The sequence below is a fragment of the Photobacterium carnosum genome, assembly GCF_021236965.1.
Classification (GTDB): domain Bacteria; phylum Pseudomonadota; class Gammaproteobacteria; order Enterobacterales; family Vibrionaceae; genus Photobacterium; species Photobacterium carnosum.
The window spans coordinates 1-13,673 of record NZ_WMDN01000008.1 but is presented as its reverse complement, the minus strand read 5'-3'; the positions used below and the strand labels follow the sequence as shown (position 1 = coordinate 13,673).

Annotated in this window: 16 protein-coding genes; 13 read left to right on the top strand and 3 right to left on the bottom strand. The window is 42.0% G+C overall.

Annotated elements, in window-relative coordinates; all coding sequences use genetic code 11:
• Positions 1-62 precede the first annotated feature (62 nt).
• Complete coding sequence (locus GLP24_RS09425; protein ID WP_232615915.1) at positions 63-1,985, bottom strand: ABC transporter ATP-binding protein; 1,923 nt, start codon at positions 1,983-1,985, stop codon at positions 63-65.
• A gap of 259 nt (positions 1,986-2,244) precedes the next feature.
• On the opposite strand from GLP24_RS09425, the gene kefG reads away from it, so the two are divergent.
• The 4 genes from kefG to slyD all read left to right on the top strand — a co-directional run bounded on the left by kefG (position 2,245) and on the right by slyD (position 5,530).
• Positions 2,245-2,823 carry a glutathione-regulated potassium-efflux system ancillary protein KefG gene (gene kefG / locus GLP24_RS09420; RefSeq protein ID WP_101768052.1) on the top strand — a complete coding sequence of 193 codons (579 nt, stop codon included), beginning with the start codon at positions 2,245-2,247 and terminating at the stop codon, positions 2,821-2,823.
• The gene (gene kefB, locus GLP24_RS09415) at positions 2,816-4,621 is read left to right on the top strand and encodes a glutathione-regulated potassium-efflux system protein KefB (RefSeq protein WP_232615914.1); all 1,806 of its coding nucleotides are present in this window, start codon (positions 2,816-2,818) and stop codon (positions 4,619-4,621) included. Before kefG ends, kefB begins: the two co-directional genes overlap by 8 nt.
• 16 nt (positions 4,622-4,637) lie before the next feature.
• Positions 4,638-4,847 carry a YheV family putative zinc ribbon protein gene (locus GLP24_RS09410; protein WP_101768050.1) on the top strand — a complete coding sequence of 70 codons (210 nt, stop codon included), beginning with the start codon at positions 4,638-4,640 and terminating at the stop codon, positions 4,845-4,847.
• A gap of 83 nt (positions 4,848-4,930) precedes the next feature.
• Entirely contained in the window at positions 4,931-5,530 is a 600-nt protein-coding gene (slyD, locus tag GLP24_RS09405) for a peptidylprolyl isomerase (protein ID WP_101768049.1), read from the top strand.
• A gap of 79 nt (positions 5,531-5,609) precedes the next feature.
• Here the strand turns inward: slyD and GLP24_RS09400 are convergent, their stop codons facing one another.
• Both GLP24_RS09400 and GLP24_RS09395 read right to left on the bottom strand, forming a co-directional pair.
• Complete coding sequence (locus GLP24_RS09400; protein WP_101768048.1) at positions 5,610-5,831, bottom strand: SlyX family protein; 222 nt, start codon at positions 5,829-5,831, stop codon at positions 5,610-5,612.
• Between the two features lie 10 nt (positions 5,832-5,841).
• The gene (locus tag GLP24_RS09395; RefSeq protein ID WP_101768047.1) at positions 5,842-6,819 is read right to left on the bottom strand and encodes a WD40 repeat domain-containing protein; all 978 of its coding nucleotides are present in this window, start codon (positions 6,817-6,819) and stop codon (positions 5,842-5,844) included.
• A gap of 192 nt (positions 6,820-7,011) precedes the next feature.
• Here GLP24_RS09395 and fkpA point away from each other — a divergent pair, with 192 nt between their 5' ends.
• The 9 genes from fkpA to GLP24_RS09350 all read left to right on the top strand — a co-directional run.
• Positions 7,012-7,875, top strand: coding sequence for an FKBP-type peptidyl-prolyl cis-trans isomerase (gene fkpA, locus GLP24_RS09390; RefSeq protein ID WP_101768046.1), 864 nt, complete (start codon positions 7,012-7,014; stop codon positions 7,873-7,875).
• Positions 7,876-8,065: 190 nt separating this feature from the next.
• Complete coding sequence (locus GLP24_RS09385; protein ID WP_101768187.1) at positions 8,066-8,788, top strand: helix-turn-helix transcriptional regulator; 723 nt, start codon at positions 8,066-8,068, stop codon at positions 8,786-8,788.
• Positions 8,785-9,177, top strand: a complete 393-nt coding sequence (gene tusD / locus GLP24_RS09380) for a sulfurtransferase complex subunit TusD (protein ID WP_232578834.1) — start codon at positions 8,785-8,787, stop codon at positions 9,175-9,177. The genes GLP24_RS09385 and tusD overlap by 4 nt, the downstream gene beginning before the upstream one ends.
• Before the next feature lie 9 nt (positions 9,178-9,186).
• A complete protein-coding gene (gene tusC, locus GLP24_RS09375; protein ID WP_101768044.1) occupies positions 9,187-9,543 on the top strand; it encodes a sulfurtransferase complex subunit TusC in 357 nt (118 codons plus the stop codon).
• Positions 9,544-9,550: 7 nt separating this feature from the next.
• On the top strand, positions 9,551-9,844 hold the full coding sequence (gene tusB / locus GLP24_RS09370; RefSeq protein WP_232576078.1) for a sulfurtransferase complex subunit TusB: 294 nt from the start codon (positions 9,551-9,553) through the stop codon (positions 9,842-9,844).
• Positions 9,845-10,020: 176 nt separating this feature from the next.
• Positions 10,021-10,395 (top strand): 30S ribosomal protein S12, encoded by a 375-nt coding sequence (gene rpsL, locus GLP24_RS09365; protein WP_004399892.1) that lies wholly within the window; start codon positions 10,021-10,023, stop codon positions 10,393-10,395.
• A gap of 95 nt (positions 10,396-10,490) precedes the next feature.
• Entirely contained in the window at positions 10,491-10,961 is a 471-nt protein-coding gene (rpsG, locus tag GLP24_RS09360) for a 30S ribosomal protein S7 (RefSeq protein ID WP_101768042.1), read from the top strand.
• Positions 10,962-11,050: 89 nt separating this feature from the next.
• Positions 11,051-13,156 carry an elongation factor G gene (gene fusA / locus GLP24_RS09355; protein ID WP_101768041.1) on the top strand — a complete coding sequence of 702 codons (2,106 nt, stop codon included), beginning with the start codon at positions 11,051-11,053 and terminating at the stop codon, positions 13,154-13,156.
• Between the two features lie 100 nt (positions 13,157-13,256).
• Positions 13,257-13,673 (top strand): GTP-binding protein (locus GLP24_RS09350; protein ID WP_232613042.1); only part of this gene is annotated, 417 nt, incomplete at its 3' end.

Sequence of the window (13,673 nt, the reverse complement as noted above, 5' to 3'; positions counted from 1 at the left end):
GTCCTTTACTCATACTTAAATAAAAACGCCGTAACAATGAAAATCGCTACGGCGTTAAATGATTACTCAGCGTTAAGCTGGCTTTCCATTTCTTCTAATTGTTCTTGCAGTTCCATCCATGCCACTTCAATGTCTTCAAGATCAGATTTAGCATCCCCTTGAAGTTTTAACTGTTGATTCATTTGTGCTTTATTTTCCGGATCATAAATGGTGCTGTCACTTAATGCCGTTTCAGCTGAGGTAATAATCTCATTAAGCTTATCCATTTGTTTTTCAAGCTTAGTCACTTCTTTACGAATTGGTGCTGTTTGCTTGCGGAACTCGGCATCTAAACGCTTTTGTTCTTTACGTGATGCGGCACTATTGTCTTTATTGGTTTCGGGTTTTGCCGCTTGTTGTTCACGACGCTCGTTGCGATGTTGCTCAGTTAGCCACTTGTGATAATCACTTAAGTCACCATCAAATGGCATTACTTGGCGATCATGAACCAGGTATAGATCATCGGTGGTTGCACGTAGTAAATAACGATCGTGACTAACAATAACCATTGCGCCTTCATAAGATTGCAACGCAAAGGTCAGTGCTTGGCGCATATCTAAATCGAGGTGGTTAGTCGGTTCATCGAGTAACAATAGGTTTGGACGTTGCCATACAATTAGCGCTAATACTAATCGTGCTTTTTCGCCACCAGAAAACGGACCGACTTTTTCTAATGCTTTATCACCAAGAAATCCAAAACTACCTAAGTAATCACGCAGTTGTTGTTCAGTTGAGTTAGGCGCAATACGTGCCATATGTTGTATTGGCGTATCATCAAGGTATAAGGTTTCTAATTGGTGTTGAGCAAAGTAACCAATTTTAACCCCTTGCGAAAAGGCCATATCACCGGCTTTGGCTGGCAATTCACCAGCAAGCATCTTAATTAAGGTTGATTTACCGGCACCATTACGACCCAGAAGGCCAATTCGACTTCCTGGAACAAGATTCAAGCGGATCTTTTCTAGAATCAGTAAATCATCATAACCAGCGGCAACATGATCCATCATTAGAATCGGATTTGGCAGTGCAGTAGGCTCTCTAAACTCAAACATAAACGGGTTATCAAGCTGCGCGGGCAGTACTTTTTCCATCCGTTCTAGAGCTTTAATTCGGCTTTGCGCTTGGCGTGCTTTACTGGCTTTGTAGCGGAAGCGTTCGATATATGACTGCATGTGCGTCATTTGCTTCTGTTGCTTTTGAAACATTGCCTGTTGCAGGATTAGCTTTTCTGAACGTTGGACTTCAAACGATGAGTAGTTACCGCTGTAACTGTTCATGGTTTGGTTTTCGACGTGAATAATACGGTTGATAACAGGATCTAAGAAATCGCGGTCATGGGAAATTAGCACTAGCGTACCACGGTAGCTTTGCAACCATTTCTCAAGCCACATTACCGCATCGAGATCTAAGTGGTTGGTTGGTTCATCGAGTAAGAGTAGATCTGAGCGACATAACAATGCTTGAGCAAGGTTTAAACGCATTCGCCAACCACCAGAGAACTGGGTTAAGTTCCATTGCATTTGGTGTTGTGAAAAGCCTAAACCATTCAATAATTCAGCTGCACGGGCATTAATAGTATAGCCACCAATAATATCAATTTTACCGTGTAATTCAGCGACTTTATTGCCGTTGTCAGCCAGTTCAGCTGCGATTAATTGACGCTCAAGTTCGCGGTATTCGCGATCGCCATCAATGACATATTCAATCGCCGCTCGCTCTAGGGCTGGTGTTTCTTGTGCTACCCACGCTAATTCCCAATTACTTGGAAACTGACAATTACCGCCATCTAAGCTGAGTTCATTTTTAAGTAATGCAAATAAGGTTGATTTACCACAACCATTTTTACCCACAAGGCCAACTTTGTCGCCTGGGTTAATGGTCGCAGTGGCATTTTCAAGCAGAACTTTACCACCACGTAGAAGTTGGATATCTGAAAAGATAATCATCGATAGCGCCGGGGACGTGCCCGCTCCACAAAATTAAACGGAAATCATGCTGAGGAGTCTAACCCAAACTTGAACCAGTGGCTAACCTGACACTGAGTTAGCACCATACTGGCAATGTGCAGATGTAAGGCTGATTAAAATAGGAATATCAACTAAACAATCATATTAAGTAACAATTAGGTATGATAGTTAACAATTAGGCGTGCAATGTTTTATAACGGCGTTACTTCATTCATCAAATGACGTGCAGAAGGACAGTATGACCGATTTGAAAATATTAATTATCTTTGCGCATCCTGATCCACAAGAGTCAGTGGCTAACCACGCGTTACTTAATGAAGTAAAACACTTATCTCATGTCACTGTGCATGATCTGTATGCTACCTATCCTGATTTTTTTATTGATGAAGTGGCTGAGCAAGCATTAGTGATAACCCATGATGTGATTATTTTCCAACATCCCTTATATATGTATTCTTGCCCTGCATTACTTAAAGAGTGGCTTGATCGGGTATTGAGTAAAGGTTTTGCTCATGGAGAAGGTACGGCAACCAACGGTAAATATTGGCGATCAGTGATCACTACTGGCGGTGCAGCTGAGGCTTATAGTGCTGATGGTTATAATCGTTGCAGCATTGATGACATTTTAAAACCGTTTGAACTGTGTGCCGATCTTTGTCGTATGCAATGGTTACCCCCATTAGTCATGCATTGGGCGCGGCGTATTCCGACCATTGAGCGGCAATATTATGCGCAAACCTATCATCAGTGGTTAGTTAGCCCCCATCAATATGAACCTTTATTACCTTTAACCGTAGGAGATGTAAGCCATGAATAATGACTTCTTACTGGTGATGGTGATTTTTTTAGGCGCTGCCATTATTGCGGTGCCATTAGCACAACGGTTAGGTTTGGGATCGGTGCTGGGGTATCTCATTGCGGGGATCGGCATTGGCCCATGGGGTTTAGGACTGATATCTGATGTGGACGCTATGTTGCACTTCTCTGAATTTGGGGTGGTGCTACTACTATTTTTAATTGGCCTAGAACTTAACCCTAAAAAATTGTGGCAAATGCGTAAACCTATATTAGGGTTGGGTGGCAGCCAAGTGGTGATCACTAGCATCATAATAGCCGCTATTGCTTTTGGCTGTAGTCGTTTGTTTCCTGCTCTTGGTTGGCGTGATGCGATTGTTATCGGCATGGGGTTGGCATTGTCGTCAACCGCGATAGCATTACGGGTGATAGATGAACAACAATTAAGTGGTAGTGAAACGGGTCAATCAGGATTTGCTGTGCTGTTGTTTCAAGATATCGCAGTTATTCCAATGTTAGCATTATTACCATTTCTGGCAGGTAATGCTGGTGGCAGCTGGCTTGATGGCGTATGGATGCTAAGCAGTATTATTATTTTCTTAGTTGCAGGACATTTTTTATTACGGCCCCTATTTCGTTATGTCGTTATGAGTGGTGTACGTGAGCTGTTTAATGTCGCCGCTTTATTATTGGTGGTGGGTATTGCACTGATTATGCAGATGATCGGTTTATCAATGGCTCTCGGCGCTTTTCTTGCTGGCGTATTACTGGCGGAAAGTGAATATCGACATGAGCTTGAAATTGCCATTGAACCTTTTAAAGGATTATTACTGGGGTTATTTTTTATCTCGGTTGGAATGGCGGTTAATCTGGGATTATTGTTGCAATACCCACTGCAGATATTAGCGACAGTTATTGTATTAGTGATGATTAAAGCGGGCATATTATATGTATTAGCACGTTTATTTGGTGTTGAAATGAAAGCGCGCAGCCAAATGGCCGCAATTTTAAGTCAAGGGGGTGAATTTGCGTTTGTATTGTTTACCGCAGCAAACGCGGGTGGATTATTACAAGGTGAGTTGACCCCGTTGTTATTAGTGGTTGTGAGTTTATCAATGATGACCACCCCGCTGATTTTACAAATACAAAAGCGTTGGTATGTCCGTAGTTTTAAAACTGAAGATAAACAACCACCACCTTCAAATGTTATTGATCGTCAACCGCGCGTAATTATTACAGGATTTGGACGATTTGGGCAGGTAGTGGGACGTTTACTGTTTGCTAATAAAATTCGCGTTACCGTATTAGAGCGCGATCCAAGTCAAATTCAGTTCTTGCGTAAATTCGGTTATAAAGTGTATTACGGTGATGCAACCCAGCTGGATTTATTACGCTCAGCAGGTGCGGATAATGCTGAAGCTTTAATTATCTGTACTGATGACCCCAGTGAAGTGATAGAGGTAGTGACACTTTGCCAACAACATTTTCCACGATTGAAGTTAATGGCACGTGCGCGTAGTCGAGTTGAAGCGCATCAATTATTGAGTTATGGGGTGGAATGTTTTTCACGTGAAACATTTGAAGGCGCCCTTGATTTAGGTCGTCAAGCCCTCATATCTTTAGGTATGCATCCCTATAAAGCGAATCGTGCTCAGGCACATTTTCGTAAAATCGATAGCCAAGCGTTACGTGATTTATTGCCTCAACATAGTGAAGATGTCAATTTGGCTTCACGTCAAAAAGAGGCCCGTAAAGAGCTAGAAGATATTTTTGATCGTGAGATGCGTGGTGAACAACAACGCTACCAAGGTTGGGATTAATCAGGGAGTGATTAACATGGTCAAAAAACGATTTATTGCAGGAGCGATTTGTCCTAACTGCCAAGCATTAGATACATTACGCTGGTGGCAACAGCATGATGTTGAGCATATCGAATGTGTTCAATGTCAGCATATTGATACACGTTTGCCGCAGGCAGTAAAAGAAAGTGAACAACTTTCTTCAATAACCAAACAACAAGTGATAGGGATTTTCAAACCAGAGTAATGTGATAATGGCATCTCAATGGTATTATCCTGTATGATGTGAAAACAAAAACTATCACCCCAAGCTTAAATTTTGGAGTTAACATGAAAGTCGCTAAAGACACAGTAGTAAGCCTAGCTTACCAAGTGAAAACTGAAGAAGGTATCGTTGTCGATCAATCAACAGTTGAAGTTCCTCTTGATTACCTACACGGTCATAACAACCTTATTCCTGGTCTGGAAAAAGCGCTTGAAGGCCACGTGGCAGGCGATAAGTTTGAAATCACTGTTGCTCCTGAAGATGCTTACGGTGAGCACATGGACGAAATGGTTCAGCGTGTTCCTGCAAATGTATTCCAAGGTGTTGATGAAATTACTGTTGGTATGCGTTTCCTTGCTGATACAGATCAAGGTCCAATCCCTGTAGAAGTAACTGAAGTTGACGGCGACGAAGTTGTTGTTGATGGTAACCATATGCTTGCTGGTCAAACATTAGGTTTTGACGTTGAAGTTGTTGCTGTACGTGCTGCAACTGAAGAAGAAGTCGAACACGGTCACCTACACCAAGAAGGCGGTTGCTGTGGTGGTGAAGGCGGTTGTGGTGATCATGGCGATGATGATTGCTGTGGCGGCGACCATGATCACGGTAACGACGAAGGTTGTTGCGGTGGCGAAGGTAAGGGCGGCTGCGGCTGTTCTCACTAATCACATTTATTGTGATCATAAAAAAAGGAAGCCTCGGCTTCCTTTTTTGTTTTTATCTTGTCGAACCTCGAATCTCTATTTAATAATGTGGTGGCGGTGTTTCTTCTGATTCATCTGCCATATTAGAGGTTTGCATACCTTTAACTTTACCGACCATAAACTTAAGTTGTATTTCCATTCGATCAATCATAAATTGCTGCTTAGTGAGCGCATCATTTAATTCATCCATGGTCTGTTCTTGGAAGGCGAGTTTCATCTCGAGTTCATCAAGACGGCTTTGTAGTTGTTGTATCTCATTCATGGGATATTTTTCAGTCGGTTGACCAGGCTTGAGCGTAACCGGCAGAAGAGCCAGCGACAACATTACCTGTAGGGCTAATAGCGACATCATACACCACTGCTGTGGTGGGTCGAGTCTTTGGCTGTACTTCCGCTCGCCAATCTTTAATATTTTCACCATTATCTGTGCGCCATAATTCGACTCGGCGTGACGGTGATCCCGTTACCAAAAATTGTCCATCATCAGAAAAACGCGCACTAGAAAGTGTTTGATAACGTACTTTCATTGCTAATTGGGTGATTTTCTTCCCCGTAGTTAAGTCCCAAATAATATTGTCATTATTGTCGGTAGCAGAAAAAGCGAATTTTCCATCCCGTTGCAGTGCGACTTGGTTGACACGACTGCTATGCTTAAATGAATAAATAATCTGCCCACTGCGGGTATCCCATAAATAGGCATGGTGATCATTACCTCCAGAAAGCGCATAACGGCCATTAGCCGCAAGGGCAACACTATTAACTTTGTCTCGATGAGCTAAAAATTCTAGTCGTCGTCCACTGGTGAGATTAATAAACAGTGCTTTACCATTACTTAATGCTAATAGCACGTCAGTACCATTATTGGCGATAGCGACATCTTTAATTGTTGCGTAATCAATCGACCATAAACCATGGGATTGTGACCATCCTAAATCCCATACTGCAAAATTTTGAGTTGTTGCGGTTATGGCATAACGATTGTTATCAGATATATAACTTGTTATCACGCTATTGTGATATTGATCTTGAGAACCAAAATCAGCTAACTTTTTGTTTTGCTGTAAATCCCATAGCGCGATACCTTGTATGTTTGTGCTAATAAGTGCAAAACGGCCATCACGGCTAAGGCTTAAACTCGTGCTACCTTGTTGAGCAAGATGCCAGCGTTGAACTTCTGAATCAAAGGGAAAACAACCGCTTAAGGCAAAAGCAGAGAAAAGTAGACTAACTGACAAAAATTTCTTGTACATTAAGCTCTGGTTCCGCTTTATTAGGGTAACTAGATAGAAGAAATGAATCTGCTTAAATAACTGTAGCACTAAGTATTTACAGTTACTTAATCAGAGTGGTAGTAGTATATTGATATAATTTTGTTTTCATACTCATACTAATAAACACAGTGTAAAAGTGAGGCATGACCTCAATGACTGATGGAGAAATACATGAAGCCTATTTTAAAGATGTCTGTATTAGCAGCAACAATCTTCCTTGCTGTGGGTTGTCAGGACGATAATAAAGCAGACACCAATAAGCCGGTTGAGCCTGCAAAAGTTGAACAAACAACCACTTCAGCAGCTGTTGCAACAACAGATGCTGCTAAGGTTCAGTTTAAAACTGAAGATCAAAAAGCAGCATATGCTATTGGTGCATCACTAGCACAATACCTATCAGCTAACCTTGATCAACAAAAAGAGCTAGGTCTTAACCTTAATCGTCAAGATGTACTTGCAGGTGTTGAAGATGTGTTTGCTGGTAAGAGCCGCATGACACAAGAGCAAACTCAACAAGCACTACAATCTCTAGATCAACGTGTTGCTAAGATTGTTGAGCAGAAAGCAAAAGCTGAGGCTGAAAAGAACATTAAAGCTGGTGAAGATTTCCGCGCGACATTCGCTAAAGAAGCCGGTGTGGTAACAACTAAATCTGGTTTGATGTACAAAGTTGAAAAAGAAGGTACAGGTGCAAAACCAGCAGCAACTGATACTGTTGAAGTGCAGTACAAAGGCATGCTAACTAACGGTACTGTATTTGATAGCTCATACCAACGTAATCAACCTGCCACTTTCCCATTAAACCAAGTGATCCCAGGTTGGACTGAAGGCGTACAATTGATGCCTGTTGGTTCTAAATTTGAATTTGTTATTCCGCCACAACTTGCTTACGGCGCGCAAGCGAACCCAAGCATTCCTGCTAATTCTACCTTAGTTTTCCAAGTGGAATTATTGAGCATTAAAGATGGTAAGCAAACTCAACAGCCTGCTGTTGAAGCTGTAAAAACAACAACTACAGCGACAAAAATACAATAATTGATCACTTTTTAGTGATAAAAAAGCGCAACCATTGATCCAGACCCGACATATGTCGGGTCTTTTTTGTTCTATTATCTGATAAACTTACTGAGAAGATTTTAAATTTTATCAATTATATTGAATGCTTGTGGTGATAGATCTGGGCGAGATCGCATTGTAGATAAGCAGCAAAATGGAAGGTGGTATCGTGATTTCAGTAGATAATCTTGGAACAGAGATAATTGTTGATAGTGACATCGTTGACAGACGAATTTTTTCTGAACACGATGATAATATTCTGCGTGCATATGAAGCTGTTGTTGACGGCTTAGCCGCATTGATTGGGCCATTTTGTGAAATTGTTCTGCACTCTTTAGCCGATTTAAATACCTCGGCAATCAAAATAGCTAACGGTCAAAACACGGGACGTAAAGTGGGATCACCGATTACCGATCTTGCATTACGCTCATTACGTGATATCCAAAAGTCAGAACATAATTTTTCTCGAGCTTATTTCACTCGCGCTAAAGGCGGTGATTTAATGAAATCGATCACTATCGCGATTCGTAATGGTGATAATAAAGTGATTGGTTTGTTGTGTATTAACGTCAATCTTGATGTGCCTTTTACGCAAATCCTGCAATCGTTTATGCCAACAGATGAAGCTAAGCAAGCGGCATCAAAAGTAAACTTTGCTAGTGATGTTGATGAATTAGTCGATCAAACTGTTGAGCGGACTATTGAAGAAATTAACGCAGATAAAAATGTATCCAATAATGCTAAAAACCGTCAGATAGTAATGGCGCTATTTGATAAAGGTATTTTTGATATTAAAGATGCGATTAACCGCGTTGCTGATCGATTGAATATATCTAAGCACACCGTGTATCTTTATATTCGTCAGCGTAAAACAGAGGACGGTGACAAGTGAGTTTAACTTACGCCATTGTGGTTAATGGTCCGGCTTATGGTACTCAAGCTGCGCGTTCTGCTTATCAATTTTCATGTGCACTTTTGGAACTAGGACATACATTAACCCGTGTTTTCTTTTATCAAGATGGTGTTCTCAACGGCAATATACTAACGGCACCTGCATCTGATGAGTTTGATCTTGTTGCCGCATGGCAGCAGTTAGCAAAAACACATCAGGTTGAATTACAGACTTGCGTTGCTGCGGCATTACGACGTGGCGTTATTGGTGAACAAGAAGCACAACAGCATCAATTGTCCAACCATAATTTAGCCGTTGGTTTTGAGCAAGCAGGACTTGGTGGTCTTACTGAAGTCTTACTTAGTGCAGATCGTGTCATTCAATTTTGAGGTTAGCAAATGAATAACACTGGGTTTGTTTTTCGTCAGCCACCTCATGGCACCAGTAGTGGTCGTGAAGGGCTTGACGCATTATTAGCAGCTTCTGCTTATTCTGAAGCATTAAGCGTATTTTTTATTGGTGATGGCGTATTGCAACTGGTTAAGCATCAGCAACCAGAGGCTATTTTAAGTCGTAATTATATTGCGACATTTAAAATGTTACCGCTATATGACATCGAAAATATTTATGTTTGTCAGCAGTCATTAACTGAACGTGGATTAAGCGTCGATGATTTATTAATTGACGTAATTATCTGCTCCCATTCCGAGTTGGTGACAGCATTACATTGTTGTCGTCAAATTCTCACTTTTTGAGGTGCCGATGTTACATTCTGTGACCCGCTCACCATTTCAAAGCCAATCTTTGGCGCAATGTTTACAGTTTATTTGCCCCGGTGATGAGATCTTATTGCTCGAAGATGCTGTAATTGTCGCCTTGAGTGAAAATATTTACTTTGATTTAATAAAAAATATTGGCGTAAAAATTTATTTACTGGAAGCTGACATTATTGCGCGCGGTTTGCAGGGTAAATGTAATAAATATTTTCATGTTGTTGATTATAAGGGTTTTGTTTTGTTAACGGAACAACACGCTCAACACATGAAATGGGCATAATAAGCCATTATTAGTAACGATATATGGACAAAAAAGTGATTGTTTAAGAAATGATCACTTAATTGATCGTTGGTTAGATCTTGACACCTTTGGGTGCGATGCCTAAAATTTCGCGTCCTCCTGTTGTTGGGAGGCAGATTTTTCACCTTACGAAAGTAACAATCAGGAGCTATTTAATGGCAACTATTAACCAGTTGGTACGTAAGCCACGTGCTAAGCAAGTTGTAAAAAGCAACGTGCCTGCACTAGAAGCGTGCCCACAGAAACGTGGTGTATGTACTCGTGTTTACACTACTACACCTAAAAAACCGAACTCAGCATTACGTAAAGTTTGTCGTGTTCGTCTAACAAACGGTTTTGAAGTAACATCATACATCGGCGGTGAAGGTCACAACCTTCAGGAGCACTCAGTTGTTCTTATCCGCGGTGGTCGTGTTAAAGACCTTCCGGGTGTTCGTTACCACACTGTTCGTGGTGCACTTGACTGTGCAGGCGTTAATGACCGTAAACAAGGTCGTTCTAAGTACGGTGTGAAGCGTCCTAAGTCTTAATGGATTCCGTTAAGTAAGGCCAAACACTAAAATTATTTAATTTTGAAGAAACTGAAAAGTTTTGGATAACCTGAAGAAGACAACGGAGATAATCCATGCCACGTCGTCGCGTAATCGGTCAGCGTAAGATCCTACCAGATCCTAAATTCAAATCAGAATTGCTGGCAAAATTCGTTAACATCCTAATGGTTGACGGAAAGAAATCTACTGCAGAAAAAATTATTTATGCTGCACTAGACACTACAGTAGAGCGTTCTGGTGAAGAACCTTTATCTGTATTTGAAAAAGCTCTTGAAAACATTCGTCCAGCGGTAGAAGTTAAATCTCGCCGTGTGGGTGGTTCAACTTACCAGGTGCCTGTAGAAGTACGTCCAGTACGTCGTAATGCACTAGCTATGCGTTGGTTAGTTGAAGCTGCGCGTAAGCGTGGTGAAAAATCTATGGCTCAGCGTCTTGCAGGCGAAATGCTTGATGCGGCTGACAACAAAGGTTCTGCTGTTAAGAAACGTGAAGACGTTCACCGTATGGCAGATGCGAACAAAGCGTTCGCACATTACCGCTGGTAATATAGCTGGTAATACCGCTTGGGCACAGCAGGTTTTCCTGCTGTGCCTAAACCATTTTCTAAGGTTCACCTTAGTAAGAGGATACAACCGTGGCTCGCAAAACGCCTATCGAGCGCTACCGTAATATTGGTATCTGTGCTCACGTTGACGCCGGTAAAACAACCACTACCGAGCGCATCCTGTTTTATACAGGCCTATCTCACAAGATTGGTGAAGTACACGACGGCGCTGCTACTATGGATTGGATGGCGCAGGAGCAAGAACGTGGTATCACGATCACCTCTGCTGCAACGACCACCTTTTGGCGCGGTATGGACAAGCAGTTCGACGAGCACCGAATCAACATCATTGATACTCCAGGACACGTAGATTTCACTATTGAAGTTGAACGTTCACTGCGTGTACTAGATGGTGCTGTAGTTGTGTTCTGTGGTGCTTCAGGTGTAGAGCCTCAGTCTGAGACTGTATGGCGACAGGCCGATAGATATGAAGTTCCTCGTATCGTTTTTATTAACAAGATGGATCGCACTGGCGCAGATTTCTTCCGCGTTATTGAGCAGATTAAACACCGTCTTGGCGCAACACCAGTACCACTGCAATTAAATATTGGTACTGAAGATGAATTTAAAGGTGTCATTGATCTAATTAAAATGAAGGCCATTAGCTGGTCTGATGTTGATCAAGGCACTAGCTTTACTTATTATGATATTCCTGCTGACATGCAAGAGTTAGCAGATGAGTGGCGTATGAACTTAGTTGAATCAGCAGCTGAAGCTAATGATGAACTAATGGATAAATACCTTGAAGGTATTGAGCTGTCTGAAGTTGAAATTAAGGCAGGTCTTCGTCAACGTACCCTCAACAACGAAATCGTATTGGCAACTTGTGGTTCTGCATTTAAGAACAAAGGTGTTCAAGCCGTACTAGATGCTGTTGTTGATTATTTACCTTCACCAACAGAAGTAAAAGCAATTACAGGTGAAGACGAACACGGTAACCCTGTTGAGCGTCATTCAAGTGATGACGAACCATTCTCAGCACTAGCGTTCAAAATCGCAACCGACCCGTTCGTAGGTACATTGACTTTCATGCGTGTATACTCAGGTGTAGTAAATTCAGGTGATACTGTTTACAACACCATTAAAGAAAAACGCGAGCGTTTAGGCCGCATCGTTCAGATGCATGCTAATAAACGTGAAGAGGTCAAAGAAATTCGTGCTGGCGATATCGCCGCTGCTATTGGTCTTAAATTCGCAACAACAGGTGATACTCTGTGTGATCAGAATCATAAAGTGATTCTAGAGCGTATGGATTTCCCTGAACCAGTTATTCAGATCGTGGTTGAACCACGTTCTATAGCAGATCAAGATAAGATGACAATCGCGCTAGATAAACTAGCAGCAGAAGACCCATCTTTCCGCGTTGAAACCGACGTTGAATCAGGTCAGATTCTAATTTCTGGCATGGGTGAGCTTCACCTAGATATCATCGTCGATCGTATGAAGCGCGAATTTAACGTCAACTGTAACGTGGGTAAACCTCAGGTTGCTTATCGTGAAACCATTCGTGGTAACACTAAAGTTGAAGGTAAATTTATTCGTCAAGCTGGTGAAACTGGCGGCCGTGGCCAATATGGTCATGTATGGTTGAATCTTGAACCATCAGAGCCGGGCGAAGGTTTCGTCTTTGTTGATGAAATTGTCGGTGGCAGCGTACCTAAAGAATATATTAGTGCGGTTGCTACGGGTATTGAAGAACAAATGAAGAGTGGCGTGTTAGCAGGCTACCCAATGATTGACGTTAAAGCGACGTTAGTTGATGGTTCTTACCACGACACTGATTCAAGCGAAATTGCATTTAAAATCGCTGGTTCAATGGCATTTCGACAAGGTGCACTTGATGCAACTCCAGTTCTGCTTGAACCGATGATGAAAGTTGAAATTACCACGCCAGAAGATTGGATGGGTGATGTTGTTGGCGACCTTAACCGTCGCCGAGGCATGATCGAAGGTATGGAAGAAGGCAACGCGGGTATTAAAATTATTCGTGCCCAAGTTCCACTATCAGCAATGTTTGGATACGCAACTGATTTACGATCAGCAACACAAGGCCGCGCGTCTTATTCTATGGAGTTTAGCGAGTACGCTGAAATGCCAAAGAACGTTACTGATAAAATTATTGCTGAACGTATTTAATTTCATTATTGCGTCAATGGCTATTGGCGCATAAAATACAAACTTCAGAGCCGTCCCCGACCTAGTAGGGGGCGTATCTTAACTAGGAAGGAACACAATTGTGTCTAAAGAAAAATTTGAACGTCTAAAACCGCATGTTAACGTTGGTACAATCGGTCACGTTGACCACGGTAAAACAACTCTAACAGCTGCTATCTGTACTACACTTGCAAAAGTGTACGGTGGTACAGCTAAAGACTTCGCATCTATCGATAACGCTCCTGAAGAGCGCGAGCGCGGTATCACAATCTCTACTTCTCACGTAGAATACGATACTCCTTCTCGTCACTACGCACACGTAGACTGTCCTGGACACGCCGATTATGTTAAAAACATGATCACTGGTGCTGCTCAAATGGATGGTGGTATCCTAGTTGTTGCTGCAACTGACGGTCCTATGCCACAAACACGTGAGCACATCCTACTTGGTCGTCAAGTTGGTATTCCTTACATCATCGTATTCATGAACAAATGTGAT

Coding starts and splice junctions, on each gene's coding strand:
- GLP24_RS09400 (WP_101768048.1), bottom strand. CDS start 5,831: ATGAATGAGATACAACAACTACAAAGCCGTCTTGATGAACTCGAGATG.
- fkpA (WP_101768046.1), top strand. CDS start 7,012: ATGAAGCCTATTTTAAAGATGTCTGTATTAGCAGCAACAATCTTCCTT.
- GLP24_RS09425 (WP_232615915.1), bottom strand. CDS start 1,985: ATGATTATCTTTTCAGATATCCAACTTCTACGTGGTGGTAAAGTTCTG.
- GLP24_RS09395 (WP_101768047.1), bottom strand. CDS start 6,819: ATGTACAAGAAATTTTTGTCAGTTAGTCTACTTTTCTCTGCTTTTGCC.
- tusB (WP_232576078.1), top strand. CDS start 9,551: ATGTTACATTCTGTGACCCGCTCACCATTTCAAAGCCAATCTTTGGCG.
- kefG (WP_101768052.1), top strand. CDS start 2,245: ATGACCGATTTGAAAATATTAATTATCTTTGCGCATCCTGATCCACAA.
- rpsL (WP_004399892.1), top strand. CDS start 10,021: ATGGCAACTATTAACCAGTTGGTACGTAAGCCACGTGCTAAGCAAGTT.
- kefB (WP_232615914.1), top strand. CDS start 2,816: ATGAATAATGACTTCTTACTGGTGATGGTGATTTTTTTAGGCGCTGCC.
- slyD (WP_101768049.1), top strand. CDS start 4,931: ATGAAAGTCGCTAAAGACACAGTAGTAAGCCTAGCTTACCAAGTGAAA.
- GLP24_RS09410 (WP_101768050.1), top strand. CDS start 4,638: ATGGTCAAAAAACGATTTATTGCAGGAGCGATTTGTCCTAACTGCCAA.
- rpsG (WP_101768042.1), top strand. CDS start 10,491: ATGCCACGTCGTCGCGTAATCGGTCAGCGTAAGATCCTACCAGATCCT.
- tusC (WP_101768044.1), top strand. CDS start 9,187: ATGAATAACACTGGGTTTGTTTTTCGTCAGCCACCTCATGGCACCAGT.